Raw genomic sequence first — 15,268 nt, forward strand, 5'->3', positions numbered from 1 at the left:
AACATATGTATAAACTTATAGAACCAGAAGTAGCAGGCAGCTTGGGAGATCAAACACAGATAGATAATTCTTTTTTTCCACCACTAATTAAAAATCTTCACTATGAATTTGAAGGCTGGCTGGGAGATGATCTTGTAGAGTCTTTTCCATGTTATATAGTAACAGAGAGATTGAGAAAAGGTATAGAATCTAAACAGCTTTCAGGTATTAGTTTTGATCAGGTTTTAGTTTCTAAATCTGAAACTTTTTTAGAACTTTATCCTGATAGAGAACTTCCAAATTTCTTTTGGGCTAAAATAAACGGGGAATCAAATAAAGATGATTTTTTTATTACGAAAAAAAACATTTTAGCAATATCTGAAAAAGCTTACTCATTATTGAAAGGTTACAATATAGATCAAGCTGATGTTGAAAATTTAGAATAATGTTCATTTTAATCCTTTATAAATCTTAGATAAAAAATCCTTCATCAAAATAAACAATGTATATTAACTTATAAAAGAATCTAATTCTAAAATAAAAAAACCTTCATTTTCTGAAGGTTTTTTTATTATTTATAAGCTTCGATTTTATCGGTAAGCGTATTGATAAAGTTCTGTAAAGGCTTTTCTACCATCATTTTGATGAATGGATTGAATTTTCCTTCAAATAGCATCTGAACCTCAGTCTGATTTTCACTGATTGGGTTCAATGTAGCTGTTAATGAGAAGTCCAAACTTGAACTTGCAGATCTTAAAACAGCTTTCTGATCATCTACTTCATCTATTTTTAAAGCGATTTCAGGCATTCCCTGCAATCCAAATTTAAATCCGTTATCTCTTGTTTCAAATTTCTGAAGACCATCCGGCATAAAATCTTTATAATTTTCAGGAGATTTCAGCAACTCGGTAAGTTCTTTAGATGATTTATTGACAATAATCTTTCGTCCTTCTAAATTCATTTTTTATTTTTGTATTTAAATTCTTAACTATTACAAATGTATAAAGTTTTTGTCAACGAAAAAAAATTATTAATATCTAAGCATCCTGAAGAACTTGAAAAAAAGCTTGGGTATGAAAATTATACAACTTTAGAGATCGCATTGGATCTTTTGGAGAATACTTCTGTGCAGGAACTGAATGTGTATGGAGAGAATTTGGAAGAAATCTGGCAGGAGTTTCAAAAGCTTTTCAGAATTATAGAAGCTGCAGGAGGTCTTGTTAATAACCCTGAAGGTAAAATTCTTTTCATCAAAAGACTGGGTAAATGGGATCTTCCTAAGGGTAAAATGGAAAAAGGTGAATCCAGAGAAGAGTCTGCAGTAAGAGAAATAGAGGAAGAAACTGGTTTGAGTAATGTTGAACTTGTACAATTCATCAATACCACTTACCATATCTATGTAGAAAGAAATGGCGAGAAAATCTTAAAATGCACGCATTGGTTTGAAATGAATTTTGACGGAGAAGATACTTCCAAACCACAAATAGAAGAAGGCATTACAGAAGTTGCCTGGAAAACAACATCAGAAATTGAAAATGAAGTATTCCCGAGTACTTTTAAAAATATCAAGCTGATCGTAAAAGAATTCTGGGATTCGAAAAAATAAGTAATAAGGCTGGAAGTTGGAAGAGTGAAGCTGGAAGTTACGATCCGGCTATTTATTTTTTGGTGACTATATATAATTTTACACTATTGTCATTCTGAAGAAGCAAGAATCTCATACACGGCTTAGATTCTTCATTTCACTTCGTTACATTCAGAATGACAGAGTCATAATAATAAAATGAGCAAATTAAATTAGTGTAAAATTGTACATGATTACCATTTTTTCAGGTGATCATTTTAACAATGAAATTCTATAAAGTGGTATAAAAAAGAGAATACCCATTGCTTGCCTTCAACAACTTCCCTCTCCCAGCCTCCGGCTTCCTTTCTTTAAATAAAATCAATCACTTTCTCCAGAGCTGAAGCTGGAAGTTACGATCCGGCTATTTATTTTTTGGTGACTATATATAATTTTACACTATTGTTATTCTGAAGAAGCAAGAATCTCATACACGGCTTAGATTCTTCATTTCACTTCGTTACATTCAGAATGACAGAGTCATAATAATAAGATGAGCAAATTAAATTAGTGTAAAATTGTACATGATTACCATTTTTTCAGGTGATCATTTTAACAATGAAATTCTATAAAGTGGTATAAAAAAGAGAATACTCGTTGTTTACCTTTAAGAATTTCCCTCTCCCAACTCCCAGCTTCCTTACTTTAAATAAAATCAATCACTTTCTCCAGAGCAATTCCTCTGGATCCTTTCAACAATATATTTTCGGACTGAATTTTATTCTGTTTTAAATAGTCTGTTAATTCTGCTGTATTTTCAAAAGCAAGGTCTGAAGCATTCACAGCTTTAAAATGTTTTCCCACAGTAATAATCTCATTGAAACTAAGGTCCTGAGCCAATTTTAAGATGTTCTGATGCTCTTTCTCACTTTCATCACCTAATTCCAGCATATCACCGATAATAATGGTTTTACTGCCTTCAAAACTGATGAAATTATTCAAAGAAGCGCTCATAGAACTTGGATTGGCATTATATGTATCCAAAACCAAAGTTCTCCCCTCTTTTTTCACTACCTGAGATCTCATATTTGTTGGGGTGTAGAGTTCCAACGCATGTTTTATTTTTTCAAAGCTGACTCCGAAATGAAGTCCTAAACTTGCGGCTGCACAAAGATTGGTAAAATTGTACTCTCCCGTCAGTTTTGAAACTGCTTTTACTCCCTGATAGGTCAATCCTACAAAATGCTCTTCTGAAAAAGATTCAAAATGATAATTAGAGGTTTCTGCTCCAAAAGTAATTTTAGGGGAATAGTTTTCAGTTTTCTCTACCTGAATAGGATCGTTTTCATTAACTACAATAGTTCTGTTATTGTTTTTAAGATAATCATAGAGCTCAGACTTTCCTTTAATCACACCCTCAAAACCTCCGAATCCTTCCAAATGAGCTTTTCCAAAATTGGTAATATATCCGAAATCAGGTTGTGAAATAGTACATAAAAATTCAATTTCTTTCTGATGGTTGGCTCCCATTTCAATCACGGCCATTTCATGTTCCGGTTTAATAGAAAGAATAGTTAATGGAACTCCGATATGATTATTCAGATTTCCAGCGGTGTACTGAACATTAAATTTTTCAGAAAGGACCGCATGAATAAGCTCTTTGGTGGTTGTCTTTCCATTACTTCCCGTAAGTCCTATAAAAGGAATAGCAAGCTTGCTTCTATGATAGATTGACAGCTGTTGTAAAAACTTAAGAGTAGATGGAACATAGAAAATATTTTTATCTCTGTTTTCAAATTCCGGAAGTTCAACAATCACTGCCAAAGCTCCGTCATCAATGGCTTTTTCCGCCAGCGTAGCTGCATTGAAATTCTCACCGGAAAAGGCAAAGAAAATATCATTCTCTGCTATTTTTCTGCTGTCAATGGTTACTTTTGCCGCCTGCAGAAATAAAGGATAAAACTGTTCTATATTCATGTGGAAATATATATTTTTTTTTAAAAAGTCGTATGCAATCGCCAAATTTATATAAGCGTTTTAGACTTTTTAGCCCAAGCGATTTCACGAGTCAAAAATAAAAAAACCTTCCGAAAGTTCGGAAGGTTTTTTATAAGTATTTTTTGATAAATATTATCTTCTAGTTCTACTCTTATCGCTGGCTTTAGCATCCTGTGCAACACGGAATCCTACCCAACCATAAGCTCTGTTTTGATTTTTATATCTTCTTTGTCCCGGATCCAACCAGTAAGCTGTATCCTGCCAAGAACCACCTTTTACCACTCTAACCTCGTTAGAAATTCCGGAAGTTCTGTCTTTAGTATCTTTCTGTAACTTCACTCTACCCGTTCCATCTACAACAAAGCTTTTCTTAGGAGCATTGTACATATCGAATCCTGCAGCAGAATCAGAAACTCTGTAATATTCTAAAGAAGACTGTCTGTCACCATCTCTGTAGTTTCTGTAGTCAGCGATAGTTTGTCTTTCGAACTGTCCAGGAAGACCTTTATATACTAATCTTCCGTCAGCTAAAGTGTCATATTTGATAGTACCTTCGTCGATCATTTTGTAAGTACCGTCACCGTTTCTTACGATCGCCTGAGGCATGTTTCCTCTATAGTAGTTGAAATCGTTGTAATCTTCATCGATGATAGGTCTGTAAACATCAGCCGTCCATTCAGAAACGTTTCCGTACATTCCATAGATACCTAAATCGTTCGATGGATATTGTCTTACGTCAGAAGTCTGAGCAGATCCGTCATTCTTCCATCCAGCGATACCAGAATAGTCACCTTTACCCATTTTGAAGTTTTCAAGGAACATTCCTCTGTCTCTTCCTTTAGTACCTCTTAATCTTTCGATTTCAGGTTTTTTACCTAGATATTGGTTATATTCTCTGGTTTTAGCCATCCCAAGAGCTGCATATTCCCATTCTACTTCAGTAGGAAGTCTGAACTTCTGTACCATTGCAGAATTTGGAGCTCTGTTAGCTGCAAGCAATCTCTGGTTGGTTGTTTTCATACCAGTTTTTTGCTGCATTCTTTTCTCATTGATATATCCTTGCATTTCAGGATCATTCGATTTGAATTTATCCATGTTGAAAGCAGTACCTCCCTGGTTGTTGGATTCGTTGATATACAAATCCTTAGCAATAATACCCGCCTGCATCAAAGCTTTTTCGTTCGCTCTGTCTGACAGCCATTCACAGTATCTGTTTGCCTGAGTCCAGGAAACTCCTACTACCGGATAGTAATCAAATTCCGGAGAACGTAAATACGTTTCGTTATAATCGTTTCTTGCTAATTTGTTGTCCCATAATAAGGTATCCGGTAAAGCACCGTTATAGATCTCCTTAAAACTCGGGTCACTTGGTGGGAATACATACTTCAACCATGTAAGGTATTCGCGGTATTCGTAGTTAGTAATTTCAGTTTCACCGATAAAGAATGAACTTACCTGCATTCTGCGAGGCGTGTTATTCCAATCGTGCATAACATCATCTTTCACTAATCCCATTGTAAAAGTTCCACCTTCTACATATACCATCCCAGGCCAACCCTTCTGCTTCTGTTGCTTTCCTGCAAAAAACCAACCCTGTTTTTCGTTTGGTTTCCAACCTGTTTTGCTGACAAATTTTTTGGTACCGCCACCTTTGCTGGTTCCTGATCCGCCACAGCTGGTTAATGCAAGTGTAGAACTTAATGCTATTAATGAAAACAACTTTAGTTTTTTCATAGTCGATATAAATATTTTCAAAGTACAAAGAAAAAATAAATTATTCAATAAATCAAGTAAACATTTGATTTTTTTGAAAAACGTTAACAAATTAATTTTATTGTATCACAATTTAATTCTAAAATTTTCATTTATTTTGTAATTTAGCAATTTCAATAGTAAACATGAAACGAAAAATTACGATTTTATCTTTAATCGCTTTTGCATCAACACTTTACGCCCAAAGAAACACCATTGAATGGAATGGTTCTAAAATTCAGGATTTTGGTGACACAAAATTAAATCTTCCCAATTTTAAAAATGAAGGTTTTTCTTTCAGCCAAAATAATGTTTTTATAGTAAGCAAGCAAAAAATCGGAGAAAAGCAATTAAAAATCTCAGACCTTGTTTGGGAAAACGTTTCTAATCAAGAATTGTTTGAACTGGATAAAGGCAGACTTCCTGATTATGATGTAGCAGATGTTTCCTATTATACTTTAGAGGGTGAAAGCTATGCCAGCATTAGTATTGCTTTATTTAAAAATATAAAAGGGCGCGTTCAGAGATTATCTTCATTTAATGTTTCAGAAGCCTCTTCTTTTATCAATACAACAGGAACGGTTAATAAAATAGGTACTACCGGTAATCCTTTATCAGGTGGAAATTTTTATAAGATAAAGGTAGACAAGTCCGGAGTATTCAAAATTACTTCCCAGTTTTTAAAAGATAACGGAATTAATCCGAGTTCTGTAAATCCTAAAAACTTCAGAATTTATGGAAATGGAGGAGTAATGCTTCCTGAATACAATCAGGATCCAAGATACGGAGCTTTACAGGAAAACTCCATTCAGGTAGTAGGTGAAGATGATGGAGTCTGGAATGATAATGACTATGCTCTTTTCTATGCACAAGGGCCTGATGGGTATAACCTTTATGACACCGGCAATGGAAATGGTTTTAAAAGACACGATACCCGATTCAGTGAGAGAAGTAATAATGTCAAAAATATTTATGAAGATTTCTCTTATTATTATATCAATTTTGACAAAGGTGCAGGAAAAAGAGTTCCCACAGTAGATGGAAATCTTCCTGCCCAGCTGATTACAAGATATGACAGTTACCAGGTCATTAACAAGGATCAGAAAAACCTTTTAAAAGTAGGAAGAACATGGGTAGAGGATACTCCTTTCTCCAATGAAAAGACCATAACATTGTCTACCAATTCACCTATACAGGCGAATGATGTGGTACGATACAGAACTCAGGTTGTGGCGTATAATTCTCAGCAGAATACGATGGATTTTAAAATCAATAATTTAAATCCACACCCACAGCAGGTAATTCCTATGGATACTCCTTCCTATCAGTATACCTTCTATCCTGTAACATACACCGGAACATTAACCAATCTTACCGGAAACCAGTTTACACTGGTCTATAATCCCGATATTTCCAAGAATCCGAATGGAACTTTCTATTTTGATTATCTGGAAGTTCAGTATAAAGAAAATCTTGCATTCAATGGTTCACAAATGAACTTCAGGGATTATTCAATAGTAAGCGGGAGCAATACAGACTACGGTTTCAGTATCACAAATGCAGCTAATATAGAACAGGTATGGGATGTAACGGATATTACCAACGTTAACAGAAGAGTGAATAAAGCAGGAGGTGGTTCTTTCAACTTTGCCTACACTGCTGCTGATCAGAATTTCAATAATGAATTTGTAGCGTTCCGTGCTGATGCTGCTTTCAGTCCACAATTTGTAGGAAGAATTTCCAATCAGAATCTTTCCGCAATACAAAACGTAGATTATCTTATCCTTACTGTACCTGAAATGATGGGTCAGGCACAAAGAATTGCCAACTATCATCAGACTACTCATAACTACAAAGTAGAAATTGTTGACATTAACAAAATCTATGAGGAATATGGCAGCGGAAGTAAAGACCTTACCGCGATAAGAGATTTCGTAAGCAAACTCAACACTCCTCTGGGCAGACTTCAGTATGTATTTATTCTTGGGGATGCTTCATACGATTATAAAAACAGGGTTCCGAATAATTCAAACGTTGTTGCCAGCTACCAGAGTGAGCAATCTTCTGATTACGTATCATCATTTGTTACGGATGATTATATTGTCATGACCAAGCCACAGACTACATTATTAATTGAAAACAATTTACCGGATGTGCCTGTGGGTAGAATTCCGGCAGCTAATGTAAGTGAAGCCGGCGATATGATCAATAAAACACTGGCTTATAACAATTCTCTTCAAGGGCAGTCATCTCCTTTCGGAGACTGGCGTATGCGACTTGACTTTGTAGTGGATGATAATGAAGAAGGAGGAGGTCCTTTTCATAATGTAATGAACAATTCACTGGTGAATATTTTTGAACAGCCAGGCCAGCTGGATCTTAAAGAATATAATGTTAAAAAACTATATATGGATGCCTTTACCGCTCAGAGCACATCTGGAGGAAGAAGATATCCGCAGGTAAACCAGGCTATTTCCAATGCTATCGGAAACAGTTTGTACCTGTTCTATTTCGGACACGGAGGAATCAATGGTTGGGCACAGGAAAGAGTGCTTACCAGCACAGAGGTTCAGAATGCCAACAACTTCTCTAATGTATACAGCAGATTCCCTTTTGTCTCTACCATCACTTGTGAATTCACATTATGGGACGAACCTTCAACCAATTCTGTTGGAGAACAGTTTATTAAAATGAAGCAGGGAGGTGTTTCTACCATGATTACTTCCAGCCGTGCTATTGGGGTAGATTACGGACGTGATTTTACCAATACATTCACTCAGAATATTTTTAAATTAACCAATGACGATTTTAATTCATTAGGAAATGCCCACTTAATTGCCAAAAAACAAAAAGGTCCTAACAGTAACCATTTAAAAGTAAATTTCCTGGGTGATCCTGCGATGAAATTAAGCAGACCTCAAAGACTTTTGGTTATTGATAATATTGAAACTCCGGTTCCAGGATTGATCAGAGGTTTGGATTTTGTGAAAATTAAAGGACACATTAATAATCCGAACGGAACACTGAACAATACTTTCAACGGAAAAGTCAGCATCAATATTTTTGATAAGAGATTAAACAAGAAAACACTTAACAACAGTGGAATTTTAACTCCGGTTTTAGATTATACTGAAGAAGGAAGTGCAATTGTAAAATCCGCAGGAACTGCCGTAAACGGAGTTTTCACTGCTGAATTCTATGTTCCTAAAGACATTAACTATGCTGTAGGACAAGGAAGAATACTAGCCTATTCTGACAATAAATCAACGGATGTTTTCAACAACCAGGCTGTACAGGTGGGAGATATCAATCCTAATGGAATCAATGATAATCAACCTCCAAAAGTAAAACTGTATATGAACAACACCAACTTTGCAGATGGTGGAATCACCAATCAGAATCCTATGCTTCTTGCCTGTCTTACTGATGATACAGGGATTAACTCAACAGGATCCGGTGTAGGACATGATATTACAGTATATCTTGACGGACAGATTATCAATACCGTGGTTTTAAATGATTTTTATGCTCCGGGAGAAGGAAACGGATGCTTAAACCCAAGTCTTGCCGAATATCAGAAAGGGAATGTAACCTACCCTTTCAGAAATCTTTCCATAGGACAACATCAATTATCATTTAAAGTTTGGGATATAAACAATAATTCGACAACTGCTACGTTAAATTTTGAAGTTAAAGATGAGTCTGACCAACACCTGACGATCAACCGTCCGTTGAACTGGCCAAATCCATTCACCAATAAAACCTATATTCAGTTTGAACACAACTGTGATGATATTCTGGATGTGAACGTACAAATTTATACAATAACCGGAAAATTGGTAAGAACTTTATCGCAGCCAGTGGTTGCAGAACCTTTCCTACAGGGCTTTAGAACCCCTCGTCAGGCAATAGAATGGGACGGAAGAGATGATTTTGGAGCTACAGTAGCAAAAGGTACGTATATTTTTAAGATATTTGCAAAAAGTCAAAATCAAGAAAAATGCAAAGGAAGTGCTACAGCTGTAGAAAAAATGGTACTTTTGAAATAATTAAATAGAACAATAGATAATAATATTAACAAAAAACTGATAATATATAAAAGACAACATATGAATTTAACTACTAAACTGCTATTAGGATTTGGTTTGAGTGCTGGTTTTTTAGGCTATTCGCAAGATTTAGGTAAAGTAAACCCAGTTCTTACCGGAGCTCCTTTCTTAAGAATTGCACCTGATGCAAGATCGGGAGGTATGGGAGATCAAGGGGTGGTAACCTCTCCGGATGCATTTTCACAATTCTGGAATGCGGCTAAATACCCTTTCAGCAGGACAAGTTCTTCCGTAGGTCTTAACTATACGCCTTACATGGGAAAACTTACCAATGATGTATTCTTATTATATGCTTCGTTCCATAAGTTTTTGGGGCAGGAAGAAAGATCTACAATCTCTGCGAGTATCTATTATTTCAATATGGGACAGGTAGACCTGACTCAATTGGTGGGTACAGAAATCGCTTCTATGGGTACATCAAAACCAAACGAATTCTCCATTGACGTTGCCTACGCTTTGAAACTTTCTGATTCATTCTCCGGAGCTGTTACCGGTAGATTTATCCGTTCAGACTTAGCCGGAGGATTCAACACAGATACTACACTTAAAGCGGCAAACAGTTTTGCAGTAGACGTTTCAGGATACTATACCTCTCCAAGATTCTCCAGTATTGGTGGATATGATGGTAAAGTAAATGCAGGTTTGGCTATTCAGAACTTAGGTCCGAAACTGGATTATACAGGAAATGAAGAATCAAGATCTTATCTTCCTACTATGGCAAGATTAGGGGTTGGATACGATATGTACCTGGATGATATGAACAGAGTAGGAATTTCTGTGGAAGGTTCAAAACTATTGGTTCCAGGATCTGAGTATGCAGGAATAGACCCGAATACAAGACAGCCTATTTATCAGATCCCGAATGTAGGACCAATGGCTGGTATCGGAAAATCTTTCAAAAATAAAAACAGTATCATGTATAGTGGTGCTTTAGAATATTCTTATGACAATGCATTTTCTGTAAGAGGAGGTTACTTCCATGAAAGTGAAGAGCAGGGAGCAAGACAGTTTGCTACTGCGGGTGTTGGGTTAAGATACCGTTCTTTCGGACTTGATCTTTCTTACCTGATCAATATGTCTAAGATCAACAGTGCTTTGGATAACACACTACGTTTCGGTCTTACATGGAATATTGGAGAAGAAACATCCAACAACGATCGTTAATAAGCAACAGCTATATAAAAAAAGCCTCATACATTGTATTGAGGCTTTTTTTATGTCAATTGTCAATCGTCAATTCGCTTCGCTTGTCAATTTATTTTACATACTGCAAACATTCACCATTCACTTTGCAAATCAAAAATTCACTGGTAAAAGATCCGTCAATGGTCAATGGTCAATTCGCATCGCTTGTCAATTTATTTTACATACTGCAAACATTCACCATTCACTTTGCAAAGCAAAAATTCACTGGTAAAAGATCCGTCAATGGTCAATGGTCAATTCGCTTCGCTTGTCAATTTATTTTACATACTGCAAGCATTCACCATTCACTTTGCAAAGCAAAAATTCACTGGTAAAATGTCTGTCAATGGTCAATTCGCTTCGCTTGTCAATTTATTTTACATACTGCAAACATTCACCATTCACTTTGCAAAGCAAAAATTCACTGGTAAAAGATCCGTCAATGGTCAATGGTCAATTCGCTTCGCTTGTCAATTTCTTTTACATACTGCAAACATTCACCATTCACTTTGCAAAGCAAAAATTCACTGGTAAAAGATCCGTCAATGGTCAATCGTCAATTCGCTTCGCTTGTCAATTTTTTACATACTGCAAACATTCACCATTCACTTTGCAAATCAAAAATTCACTGGTAAAAGATCCGTCAATGGTCAATGGTCAATTCGCTTCGCTTGTCAATTTCTTTTACATACTGCAAGCATTCACGATTCACTTTGCAAAGCAAGAATTCACTGGTAAAAGATCCGTCAATTGTCAATCGTCAATTCGCTTCGCTTGTCAATTTTTTACATACTGCAAGCATTCACCATTCACTTTGCAAAGCAAAAATTCACTATTGACCTTTAAATAAATTAATGGTATAGTCAAGAAGTTTTCCATCGCCATATTCTCCATGTCCGGGAACTACAATTTTCACATCCGGATATTCTTTTTTTACTTTTTCGACAGTATTGGACCAGGCAGAAACATTAGCATCCCCTAAATATCCTTTACCCGCCTCCAGCTCTTTTAATAAACAACCTCCAAATAAAATATTCTCACTAGGAAAATACCCCACTGCATTATCTTTTGTATGTCCTTCACCAAAAAATTTGGCCAGAACATCTTTGTCTCCCACTTTTAGAACCAATGAATCGTTAAAGCCGTTCTCAGGGATGGCAAAATGATTTTCTTTGGCTAATTCGATGGTTTTAGTATATGCATAAGAGGGAATATTGTGTTTATGAAAAGCCATCAATCCTCCTAAACTGTCATCATGAAAATGGGTTGGAATAATAGCCTTAATTTTTGCATCGAGCTTTTCATTAATCCATTGTATCAGTTCTTCTGAACTTTTGTCATTGGTAGGGGTATCAAAAATAATAGTTTCGTGATGGTCTTTCACAATTAATCCATTACAGGGTACATTTCCGAAATCATTCGTCTGTTTAAAGGAAGTATGAATAAAAGAATTTTCCGAAATCTGAGTAATGATCAGGTTTTTTGATTCATAAATTTTCTTTGCTTTAAAATGATCTTTGCTCTGTGAAGTACAACTTAGAATAATAAAAGAGCACAAAATGACCCATATATTTTTAATAATGATCTTCATGAAACAATTATTTAAGATTGAGATAAGCTAAGGTAAGAATTCATGGAACAAGATTTGTTAGCTGTTGTGTTAAAAGTGATCAATTGTGAATTGTGGATCATTCCTATGTTTCCGCTGTCAGTTTATTTTAAATAGCATACAGCTCAATTAAAAAAAATATAACATTTAAGTTTGTAAAAGTCTCTTTTTTATGGCGATTTTCTTAAATTCAATAGCTATTTTTGTAATATGAACTATTCGGCGGAACTAAAAAAATTTGTAACCAGTCAGTATGTATATTCTGCCATCAGAATTACATTAGCTACTGTTCTGCCTTGTTTAGTCCTCGCCCACTTCGGGATTTTGAAAGAATATTTCCTTTTTCCACTGGGAACCAGCTTTGTAGCCCTTACAGATCAGCCTGGACCTTTTATCCGAAGAAGAAATGCCCTTACTTTTGCCATCTGCTGTTTTGTTTTTGTAGCACTCATTGCAAGCCTTGTAATGAATATCAAAGTATTGGTTCTTCTTGAGGTAATAGTATTTGGGATGTTTTTCTCCCTGATCGGTGTTTATGGTCAGAGATTAGCCGCAGTAGGTTCATTATCCCTTGTGGTACTTGCCATTTTTATTGACGGCCACCTTACAGGAAGTAATATCTTTAAAAGTTTATTGATTTTCGCTTCCGGCTGTATATGGTTTTTACTTATATTCCTTATTGTAACCACCATTCGTCCTTATAAACTGGCAAGCCAGATGATTGGAGAAAATTATCTTCAGCTGGCTGAGTTTTTAAAGATCAAAGCCAATTATTATCAGAAAAACCCGGATTTTAATAAGCTGACCACTCAGGTTATTGCCAAGCAGATTGAAATAAAAAACCTTCAGGAGGATACCAGAGAAACGGTTTTTAAAACCAGAACCATCGTCAATGAATCTACGACAACCAGCCGTCTATTGATGCTGATGTTCCTGAACTCAATGGATCTTCATGAAAAACTGATGACTTCTGAAAGTGACTATCAAAAGTTACAACAGAGCTTTGAAGACAGCATGATTCTGGTTAATATCCATGATTATCTTAACCTTTTGGCAGAAGAGATTACCAATATTGGAATTGCCCTTCAAAGTGGTACCAGAGCAAAGCCAATGTTTAACCTGGAACAGGAATTAAAAAACTTAAATTACAATTACTTCGAACTCAGAAATAAACAGCTTTCACCGGACAACCTGGAAAATTTCATGATCCTGCGCCAGATCCTGATGCGTATCTATGAAATCACAAAAGAAATTAACGAGATCTATAAAGTATTTTCGCAGGATATAAAGCTGGCGAAAAGTTTATCCACCGGGTTAGACCTTAAAAAATTTATGCCTAATGAACCTAAACTTAATGCTAAGGTTCTAAGAAATAATATATCATTATCATCATCCCATTTCCGCCATGCCATTAGAATTACAACAGCATTATTGCTAGGATATGTTTTTTCTATGTTCGATTTTCTGGGACTGGGACACACGTATTGGATATTAATTACCATTACAGCGATCTTAAAACCTGCTTATTCCATCACTAAACAGAGAAACCTTCTCCGTCTCTATGGGACAATTGCAGGAGCAAGTATTGCGTATGGCATTCTGTATTTTGTACATATTAATGGGATTTTATTTGCTATTCTGCTCATTAGTATGATCATGTGTTTCAGCTTTTTGAAAGGACGGTATTTCTGGGCAGTATTATTTATGACGATCTATGTTTTTCTCAGCTTTAATTTTTTAAATCCCGGGAAAGTCAATATTATATTTAAAGACAGAATCTTTGATACTGCTATTGCCGGAATCATAGCTTTTGTTGTATCTTATATTGTATTGCCTGTTTGGGAACATACCCAAAATCTGGATCTGATGAAAAAGTCTGCCGCAGACAACCTTATTTATTTTCAGAGTGTGATTTCTAAATTCTTAGAGGGAAAGTTCGATCTTGAAGATTACAAGGTGAAGCGAAAAAATGCCATTATTTCACTGGCTAATCTTTCCGATAATTTCCAGAGAATGATTTCCGATCCTAAAAACCAGCAGAAGAAGCTGGAAGTTGTGCACCAATTTGTGGCTACATCACATCTGATTACGGCGTATACCGCTTCACTGTCTCAATACTCAAAAAGTAATGAGCAATATCCTGAAATAGATGCTGAAAGCTGGAGCAGAAAGATTGAAGCAGAAATGCAGCAGACCTCTACCCTTCTCAACGGAAATGATGTCAACGAAACACTGAAAATGGAAAGCCGTCTTGAACCGGAAGATTCTTCCATTGAAGATATGCTTCTGAAAAGAAAGACTGAGATTGAGGAAAACGAAATTGTAGACCGAAGAGATCCTGATAAAATATCACATTTAACAGAGCTTAAAAATATCCACGATATTCTGGAGCTGATCTATGATGTAGCAAAGGAACAGAGAAAAGTGATCGAAAAATATAAAAACGAAACAGAGCCTACTCCTCCACAATCGTAAAGCAGTAGTCGTCAAAAAATTCTACCCTCGCTTTGAATTCATCTGAAAACTCATCATCATATACACGACAGCTTATTTTATGAAGATGTTTTAACTCGAAAGGTTTTACTTCATAATTCTTTTTCAAAGACCAGTATTTAGAGTGATGGATTTTGTACATACTTTCCTTTACACTCCATATAATAGTATAGAAAGTATCAGCTTTATCCTCAGGAATAAATCCACGCTCATTTTCATAGGTGAATTTATCAATCACCCTTAAAATCTTTGGATTGAATTTTTCTACATCGATTCCTATTTTATTTTTAGATATAGCAATCGCTGCAAAGGGAAAAGAATGCGTAATAGAAATTTCCGCATCATTGGGAGAAAGAAAAGGTTCTCTTTCTTTGTATAAAATTTTAGAATTAGGTTTCAATCCTTTCAGGAGCTTGCGAACCATCAGGACTTCCAGTAATTTTTTAGGATGATAATCTTTTACCTTCTCAGCATTTTCCGGTTCCAGAAGTTGGTTGATATCAAGTTCTTCACTTTCATCGTACTTCCAAACCAGGATTGTGGCATTATCATCTGAAAAATCTCTGTAGAGGGGCATTC

The 15,268-nt window shown here is 35.7% G+C and carries 10 protein-coding genes; 5 read left to right on the top strand and 5 right to left on the bottom strand.

What is annotated here, in order from left to right:
• The first annotated feature begins 5 nt into the window (after positions 1 to 5).
• Complete coding sequence (locus ACKTTZ_RS01000) at positions 6 to 425, top strand: hypothetical protein (RefSeq protein WP_407847017.1); 420 nt, start codon at positions 6 to 8, stop codon at positions 423 to 425.
• A gap of 125 nt (positions 426 to 550) precedes the next feature.
• On the opposite strand, the gene ACKTTZ_RS01005 is transcribed toward ACKTTZ_RS01000, so the two are convergent.
• Positions 551 to 940, bottom strand: a complete 390-nt coding sequence (locus ACKTTZ_RS01005) for a hypothetical protein (protein ID WP_034699917.1) — start codon at positions 938 to 940, stop codon at positions 551 to 553.
• A gap of 36 nt (positions 941 to 976) precedes the next feature.
• Here ACKTTZ_RS01005 and ACKTTZ_RS01010 point away from each other — a divergent pair, with 36 nt between their 5' ends.
• Positions 977 to 1,585 carry an NUDIX hydrolase gene (locus tag ACKTTZ_RS01010; protein WP_034699914.1) on the top strand — a complete coding sequence of 203 codons (609 nt, stop codon included), beginning with the start codon at positions 977 to 979 and terminating at the stop codon, positions 1,583 to 1,585.
• 663 nt (positions 1,586 to 2,248) lie between these two features.
• On the opposite strand, the gene murF is transcribed toward ACKTTZ_RS01010, so the two are convergent.
• Complete coding sequence (gene murF / locus ACKTTZ_RS01015; protein WP_407847018.1) at positions 2,249 to 3,520, bottom strand: UDP-N-acetylmuramoyl-tripeptide--D-alanyl-D-alanine ligase; 1,272 nt, start codon at positions 3,518 to 3,520, stop codon at positions 2,249 to 2,251.
• A gap of 153 nt (positions 3,521 to 3,673) precedes the next feature.
• Positions 3,674 to 5,275, bottom strand: coding sequence for a gliding motility lipoprotein GldJ (gldJ, locus tag ACKTTZ_RS01020; protein WP_034699909.1), 1,602 nt, complete (start codon positions 5,273 to 5,275; stop codon positions 3,674 to 3,676).
• 164 nt (positions 5,276 to 5,439) lie between these two features.
• Between gldJ and porU the strand changes: the two genes are divergently transcribed.
• Both porU and porV read left to right on the top strand, forming a co-directional pair.
• Entirely contained in the window at positions 5,440 to 9,342 is a 3,903-nt protein-coding gene (porU, locus tag ACKTTZ_RS01025; protein WP_407847019.1) for a type IX secretion system sortase PorU, read from the top strand.
• A 60-nt stretch (positions 9,343 to 9,402) separates the two neighbouring features.
• Positions 9,403 to 10,566, top strand: coding sequence for a type IX secretion system outer membrane channel protein PorV (gene porV, locus ACKTTZ_RS01030; RefSeq protein WP_034699905.1), 1,164 nt, complete (start codon positions 9,403 to 9,405; stop codon positions 10,564 to 10,566).
• A gap of 853 nt (positions 10,567 to 11,419) precedes the next feature.
• On the opposite strand, the gene blaCHM is transcribed toward porV, so the two are convergent.
• Positions 11,420 to 12,178, bottom strand: a complete 759-nt coding sequence (blaCHM, locus tag ACKTTZ_RS01035; protein WP_407847020.1) for a CHM family subclass B1 metallo-beta-lactamase — start codon at positions 12,176 to 12,178, stop codon at positions 11,420 to 11,422.
• 228 nt (positions 12,179 to 12,406) lie between these two features.
• Between blaCHM and ACKTTZ_RS01040 the strand changes: the two genes are divergently transcribed.
• Complete coding sequence (locus ACKTTZ_RS01040; protein WP_034699901.1) at positions 12,407 to 14,671, top strand: FUSC family membrane protein; 2,265 nt, start codon at positions 12,407 to 12,409, stop codon at positions 14,669 to 14,671.
• Here ACKTTZ_RS01040 and ACKTTZ_RS01045 read toward each other — a convergent pair.
• The gene (locus ACKTTZ_RS01045) at positions 14,652 to 15,266 is read right to left on the bottom strand and encodes a 4'-phosphopantetheinyl transferase family protein (RefSeq protein ID WP_034699899.1); all 615 of its coding nucleotides are present in this window, start codon (positions 15,264 to 15,266) and stop codon (positions 14,652 to 14,654) included. The two genes, ACKTTZ_RS01040 and ACKTTZ_RS01045, sit on opposite strands and share 20 nt — an antisense overlap.
• Between the last annotated feature and the right edge of the window lie 2 nt (positions 15,267 to 15,268).

Source organism: Chryseobacterium sp. KCF3-3 (assembly GCF_045865955.1).
In the GTDB taxonomy this organism is placed as follows: domain Bacteria; phylum Bacteroidota; class Bacteroidia; order Flavobacteriales; family Weeksellaceae; genus Chryseobacterium.

What these genes read in the sequence shown, in the direction of transcription:
- ACKTTZ_RS01000 (WP_407847017.1), top strand. Translation starts at nt 6, where the DNA reads ATGTATAAACTTATAGAACCAGAAGTAGCAGGCAGCTTGGGAGATCAA.
- ACKTTZ_RS01005 (WP_034699917.1), bottom strand. Translation starts at nt 940, where the DNA reads ATGAATTTAGAAGGACGAAAGATTATTGTCAATAAATCATCTAAAGAA.
- ACKTTZ_RS01010 (WP_034699914.1), top strand. Translation starts at nt 977, where the DNA reads ATGTATAAAGTTTTTGTCAACGAAAAAAAATTATTAATATCTAAGCAT.
- murF (WP_407847018.1), bottom strand. Translation starts at nt 3,520, where the DNA reads ATGAATATAGAACAGTTTTATCCTTTATTTCTGCAGGCGGCAAAAGTA.
- gldJ (WP_034699909.1), bottom strand. Translation starts at nt 5,275, where the DNA reads ATGAAAAAACTAAAGTTGTTTTCATTAATAGCATTAAGTTCTACACTT.
- porU (WP_407847019.1), top strand. Translation starts at nt 5,440, where the DNA reads ATGAAACGAAAAATTACGATTTTATCTTTAATCGCTTTTGCATCAACA.
- porV (WP_034699905.1), top strand. Translation starts at nt 9,403, where the DNA reads ATGAATTTAACTACTAAACTGCTATTAGGATTTGGTTTGAGTGCTGGT.
- blaCHM (WP_407847020.1), bottom strand. Translation starts at nt 12,178, where the DNA reads ATGAAGATCATTATTAAAAATATATGGGTCATTTTGTGCTCTTTTATT.
- ACKTTZ_RS01040 (WP_034699901.1), top strand. Translation starts at nt 12,407, where the DNA reads ATGAACTATTCGGCGGAACTAAAAAAATTTGTAACCAGTCAGTATGTA.
- ACKTTZ_RS01045 (WP_034699899.1), bottom strand. Translation starts at nt 15,266, where the DNA reads ATGCCCCTCTACAGAGATTTTTCAGATGATAATGCCACAATCCTGGTT.